Annotated in this window: 5 protein-coding genes; 4 read left to right on the top strand and 1 reads right to left on the bottom strand. The window is 67.3% G+C overall.

Annotation, left to right across the window (positions count from 1 at the left end; translation table 11 throughout):
• Nucleotides 1-23: 23 nt before the first annotated feature.
• Complete coding sequence (locus ACQY7V_RS02435; RefSeq protein ID WP_428638727.1) at nucleotides 24-2,396, bottom strand: glycoside hydrolase family 3 N-terminal domain-containing protein; 2,373 nt, start codon at nucleotides 2,394-2,396, stop codon at nucleotides 24-26.
• A gap of 248 nt (nucleotides 2,397-2,644) precedes the next feature.
• Between ACQY7V_RS02435 and ACQY7V_RS02430 the strand changes: the two genes are divergently transcribed.
• The 4 genes from ACQY7V_RS02430 (at nucleotide 2,645) to ACQY7V_RS02415 (ending at nucleotide 5,516) form a co-directional block, all read left to right on the top strand.
• Nucleotides 2,645-3,463: an HAD family hydrolase gene (locus ACQY7V_RS02430; protein ID WP_184452905.1), complete on the top strand. Its 819-nt coding sequence runs from the start codon at nucleotides 2,645-2,647 to the stop codon at nucleotides 3,461-3,463.
• 9 nt (nucleotides 3,464-3,472) lie between these two features.
• Nucleotides 3,473-4,729: an MFS transporter gene (locus ACQY7V_RS02425; RefSeq protein ID WP_428638725.1), complete on the top strand. Its 1,257-nt coding sequence runs from the start codon at nucleotides 3,473-3,475 to the stop codon at nucleotides 4,727-4,729.
• A gap of 95 nt (nucleotides 4,730-4,824) precedes the next feature.
• The gene (locus ACQY7V_RS02420; RefSeq protein WP_277298231.1) at nucleotides 4,825-5,055 is read left to right on the top strand and encodes a glucose PTS transporter subunit EIIB; all 231 of its coding nucleotides are present in this window, start codon (nucleotides 4,825-4,827) and stop codon (nucleotides 5,053-5,055) included.
• A complete protein-coding gene (locus ACQY7V_RS02415) occupies nucleotides 5,052-5,516 on the top strand; it encodes a PTS sugar transporter subunit IIA (protein WP_428638722.1) in 465 nt (154 codons plus the stop codon). The genes ACQY7V_RS02420 and ACQY7V_RS02415 overlap by 4 nt, the downstream gene beginning before the upstream one ends.
• Nucleotides 5,517-5,562 lie beyond the last annotated feature (46 nt).

Below are 5,562 nucleotides of genomic sequence, written 5' to 3'. Positions count from 1 at the left end.
GGAGTCGCCCCGCGGCCCGGGGCTCAGTCGGTGATGACCGAACCGTCGAGGTGGAGTCCGAAGCCGTAGTCGTAGGTGTTGCCCGCGGCGTCGGTGTAGGGGGTCACGTCCTTGGCGACGTCCTCCTTGTTGGCCTCGACCGTGTCCATGTCCTTGGGGAACTGGATCGGAAGGCGGCCGTTGGATTCGTGCAGTCCGAGGGCGATCTTGACGAGGGCTTCATCGGCAGTGCCGAAGCCGACGACGATCGCGTCGGAGGCGGACTCGAATTCGGCGGGGATCACCGGGTTGGTCGCACGGATGATCGTGATGACCGGGATGTCCTTGCCGGAGGCGTCGACCGCTTCGCGGGTGCGGAGCATCGCGTCGAGATCGGCCTCGTTGGTGAGACGGGAGGTGTTGCCGAAGTAGGAACGGTTCTCCTTGGTGCCGTCGGGCAGGATGTCGCCGGAGATCGAGACCTTGCGGACGTTCGGCCCGTCGGCCGTGTAGGGGCGGTACTGGAGGGAAAGCGGGTACCAGGTGTTGGTCTCGGTGTCGTGCCCGGAGTTGGCGAAGACGGCTCCGGCGCTCGGGGAGTTCATGCCGACGAGGGCGATGTCGACCTCGGACAGGTCGGGCGCGGTGTAGCTGAAGGTCCCGTCGGCGTTCTCGGTGACCTCGTCGGTGACGACCGCCTTGAAGTACTTCTTGAGGACGTCTTCATCGAGGGAGAGGCCTTCGGTGATCTCGCCGGGGCCGAAGAGGGAGGTACGGCCCAGATCGAAGGTGTGGGGGACGTAGACGGTCTTGTCGGAGAAGTCGGCCTTCTCATTCAGTGCGATCGCGCCGTCGTTCTTCAGGGTGACGATCGAGTTGAGCTGAGCCTCGATACCGGCGTCGACCTTGTCCTGGGAGCCCACGGTCGCCTGCGAGGCCTCGAGCTCGAGGTAGGGGTTGTCGAAGGCGTCGGCGTTGAACTCCATCGCGAGGACGCGCTGGGCGGACTGCTGCCAGCGGGTCTGGGCGTCGATGTCGTTCACGCCCGCCTCGAAGTCCTTCTGCCACATGTCGTAGGCGGCGAGGACGGGCGCCGCGTCGTTGTTGCCGCCGAACATGTCGGTGCCGCCCTTGATGACGGCGTAGTGGCGCTCCTCCTTCGTCATGTCGTCGATCCCCCAGCCGGTCGCGATGAAGACGTCCGGATCGGACAGGGCGTTCGTGATGCCCCAGTCGGAGCAGACGACGCCGTCGAAGCCGTTCTTCTCGCGCAGTTCGGCGAGCTTGCCGGCGTCGTAGGAGGAGCCCTTGCGATCGGTGTAGACGGGCTCGCCCTTGGCGTCGAGGGTCACCGAGTAGGAGGTCATGACGGCGGCGGCGTCGAGGGCCTTCTGGAAGACGGAGATGTGCTCGGCGGAGTTGGCGCCGACCATGACCTCGTACTTGCCGGCTTCGGTGTGGGATTCGCGCCCGCCCTCGCCGGCGCCGTCGCCGGGCCAGTGCTTGATCATCGCGTTGACGGAGTCGGCGCCCCAGCCCTGGTCCTCGCCCTTCTCATCGAAGGTGCCCTGGAAGCCCTCGACGTAGGCGGCGGCCATCTGACCGGCCATCGTCGCGTCCTCGCCGAAGGTTCCGGATACGCGGAGCCAGCGGGGCTCGGTGGCGAGGTCGATCTGCGGGGACAGGGCGGTGGAGATGCCGAGGGCCTTGTACTCCGAGGAGGCGGCCTTGGCGAATTCGAGGACCGTCTCCGGCGAGAAGGTCGCCGCGAGTCCGAGCGAGGACGGCCACTTGGAGATCTCACCGGCCTCGGTGAACAGGCCGGTGTTCGACGCGTCCGAACGGGGGTCCGAGGAGTAGTTCACCGGGATGTAGGGGGTTGCCTCGGCGGCGAGGGTCTCCACGTAGGCCTGCATCTCGTTGACCCACTGGACGTTCTGCTTCGCATCCGAGGTGCCCGCGTTGAGGACGTTGCGCAGGAAGGACTGCGACAAGTAGGTCTTCTGCTCGTCGGTGAGGCCGTCGCCGGGGGCGCGCTCGTGGGAGGAGAAGAGCATGAGGCCGGCCATCTGCTCCTTGGACAGGCCGGTCACGTAGTCGGCGGCGCGCTCCTTGGCGTCGAGGCGCCAGTCCTCGGCGGGATCGAGTTCGCCGTTGCCGTTGAGGTCCTTGAAGGCGTAGGTGTAGTCGCCGTCCTTGGCCTCGACGGTCTTCATCCCGCCTTCGGTGGAGAAGGAGAGCACCTGGCCGCCGTTGGGGTTGACGACCTGAGTGAAGGCGGTCTTGCCATCGGTCTTCTCAGCGGTGGTGTAGGTGTTGCCCGATCCCGACGCCCCGGTGGTCGTCGAGCATCCGGCGAGCACGAGCGCGAGGGCGCCGACTGCGGCGGCCGCGCTTGTACTGCGAGAGATCCTCATTGGTTTCTCCTCAGGTTTGAACTTCAACTCCAGTGTTGTGAGAGCACCCGTCGCCTGCATGGACTCTGAGTGACGCCCCGAGCCTATGAACGCCGTCGGGGCGAACTCATGCGCCTCTGCATGATCTGTCGCTTCGCCGACATGATTTGTCGCTCCGTTATCGAAGCGTGATCGGGCCGCTATGGAATCGTGATCGGCGGGAGGACTCCCCCGTTTCCCCAGGCCCCCCGGTCGTATACGGTGGCGTTATGCCCGATCCCATGCTCGTCTTCACCGACCTCGATGGAACGCTCATCGACCACTCGCAACGGATCCCCGATTCAGCCGTCGAGGCTCTCGCGGCGGCGCACGACGCGGGGCACCGCCTCTTCATGTGCACGGGGCGTTCCCTGCCGGAGATCTACCCCCGCCTGTGGGACTTGGGCTTCGACGGGATCGTGGCGGGCGCCGGCGGATACGTCCGCGTCGATGGAGAGGTCATTCACGACCGGAGGATCGACGCGACGACCATTCGGCGATTGACCCGCATTTGGGATCGTTTCGACGGCAGATGGATCTGGCAGGGACCGGACGCCATGCATCCCCACCCGGATTTCATGAATTCCTTCATGCGCCTCATGGACGCGGAGCTCTCCGGTTGGGAGGAGTACGCGAAGGCGCTCGCCCCCTTCCTCGAAGAAGGCCTCCCCTCCTCGACGACGAAGTGCACGGTCTACTTCGAGCACGGGCGAACGAGCGTGAATGAACTGCTCGATCTCATCCCCGCGGATATGCGACTCATACCCGGCTCGATCGAATCCGAAGGAACGCTCGTCGTCGAAAGCTACCCGGCCGACGTCTCCAAAGGACGCGGGATCGAGCTCGTCGCGCAGCACTACGGCATCCCGCTCGCCCGAACCGTCGCGATCGGCGATTCGACGAATGACCTCGAAGCCCTCACCACCGCCGGTGTGGGGATCGCCATGGGCGGGGCTTGTGCCCGGGTGAAGGCCGCGGCCGACCATGTGACGGCCCCGATCCACGAAGACGGTTTTGCGCGGGCCTTGCGCATCGCCGCCTTGATCTAGACTGCTCCGGTGCGCTCCCGCTCCCCACTGTCGTCCTCCCCCGCCTTCTTGCGGCTCTGGGTCGGGCAGACGGCGAGCCTCTTCGGCTTCCAAGTGGCGACGATCGCGACCTCGGCGATTGCGATCACGCACCTGCACGCCTCGCCCCGCGCCCTCGGAGTCCTCAGTGCGCTTCAAACGGCGGCCTTCCTCCTCATCGGACTGCCCGCGGGCGCTTGGGTCGACGGATGGCGCAAGCGCCCGACGATGATCGTCGCGGATCTGATCCGTGTCGCCGTCCTCCTCACGGTCCCGCTCGCCGAGGCCTTCGGGACGCTCACCCTGACTCATCTCATGATCGTCGCCGCGGTTCTCGGATTCGCGACCGTCTTCTTCGACGTCGCCTACCAGTCCTACGTCCCCGCCCTCGTCGGCCCCGGCCTGGTCGCCGATGCGAACGGCCGTCTCGAGGCGAGCTTCCAAGTCGCCAGGGTCGGCGGACCCGGCCTCGGCGGATGGCTCCTCGGGGTCCTCGCCGCCCCCTTCGTCTACCTGTTCACCGCTGCGGCCTACCTGTTCAGCGCCGGGGCGATCCTCTTCATCTCAGACCCCGAGCCCGCGCCTTCCCGCGCGGGCCGGCCGGGCCTGTGGAAGCGGATCGGCGAGGGAGTGGCCTACGTGCGCTCGCAGCCCCTGCTCGCCCCGCTCTTCGCGTGCATCGCCGCCTCGGCCTTCTTCTCGCAGGGACAGGTCGTGCTGTTCCCCGTGCTCGTCCTGCGCGAGCTCGGGATGTCCGCGACCGCTCTCGGCATCCTCCTGTCGCTCGGGGCGATCGGCGGCATCGCCGGAGCGATCGCCAGGCCGTGGCTGTCGCGCAGGCTCGGCGAGGGCCGCTCCATCAGCGTGTGCGCCCTCCTCGGAGTGGCCGCGACCCTGGGCCTGCCGCTTTCGGCCGGTCTCGGGCCTTGCGCCGTTCCGCTGATCGTGGGCGCCTCGGTGGTCTCCTCCTTCTTCCTCACGATCTACAACGTCACGCAGATGAGCCTGCGTCAGCGGATCTGCCCTCCGGAGCTCCTCGGACGCCTCAATGCGACCTTCAGGTTCGCCGTATGGGGCATGATGCCCCTCGGTTCACTCGCGTGCGGGGCGCTCGCGGGGGTCCTGGGCACCACCGCCGCCCTCTACCTGTTCATCGCGGGCAATCTCATCGCGGCGGCGCTCATGGCCTTCACCCCCGCGGGCCGTCTGGATACGCGACGCGACCCGGCGCACCACCGGCTGGATTGACCGATTCGTCTCGCCGATGACCAGGGCGAGGGGCTCCGAGCGCGCTATCCTGAATGTGACGCACATCCTAGTCGCGCAGCTTGAAGGAGGACGCGATGAACCAGGCGGAAACGATTCTTGCGGCACTGGGCGGTTGGGACAACATCAGGAGGCTCGAAGCGTGCATCACGCGCATCCGAGCCGATGTCCTCGACGACGAAGCCATCGACGAAGCAGCGCTCCGGAAGGCGGGGGCCTTCGGCGTCGTCACCGTCGGCGACACCGTCCAGGTCGTCATGGGCCCCGAGACCGAGGCGATCGTCACCGCGATCGAGGCTCTTCGGTGACTCTCATCGTTCACGCACCCCTCAGCGGGGTCGTGATCGATGTGGAGGACGTTCCCGACCCGGTCTTCGCCGGGGCGATCATCGGACCGGGATTCGCGATCCTCCCCGACGCAGAAGAGCGGGTCACCCAGGTCCGCGCACCGGCGTCCGGCCTGGTCTCCGCCTTCCACCCCCACGCCTTCGTCATCAGCGCCGAGGGCGAGGCGCCCGTCCTCGTCCATCTCGGCATCGACACGGTCGATCTCAAGGGCGAGGGCTTCACCGCCTTCGCGGGCGAGGACGAGCCTGTCCGCCAGGGGGACCCCCTCATCGAATGGGACCTCGGCGTCGCGAGGGCGGCGGGCCTGCCCACGGTCGTGCCGGTCATCGCCCTGTCCCCCGCGGCGCGCGTCACCAGGATGGTCGACGCGGGTGCGCGGGTGGAAGCCGGTGACCCCATCGCAGGCTTCGCACTCGGCTGAGCCAAGCGGGACGAGGGGGCGGGCGCATCCTTTCCCGGATGCAGTA

Origin of the sequence: Schaalia sp., assembly GCF_050312375.1 — a bacterium.
GTDB classification, from domain to species: Bacteria; Actinomycetota; Actinomycetes; order Actinomycetales; family Actinomycetaceae; genus Pauljensenia; species Pauljensenia hyovaginalis.
The sequence above is the reverse complement of the archived record's forward strand: the minus strand, read 5'-3'. Positions and strand labels throughout refer to the sequence as shown.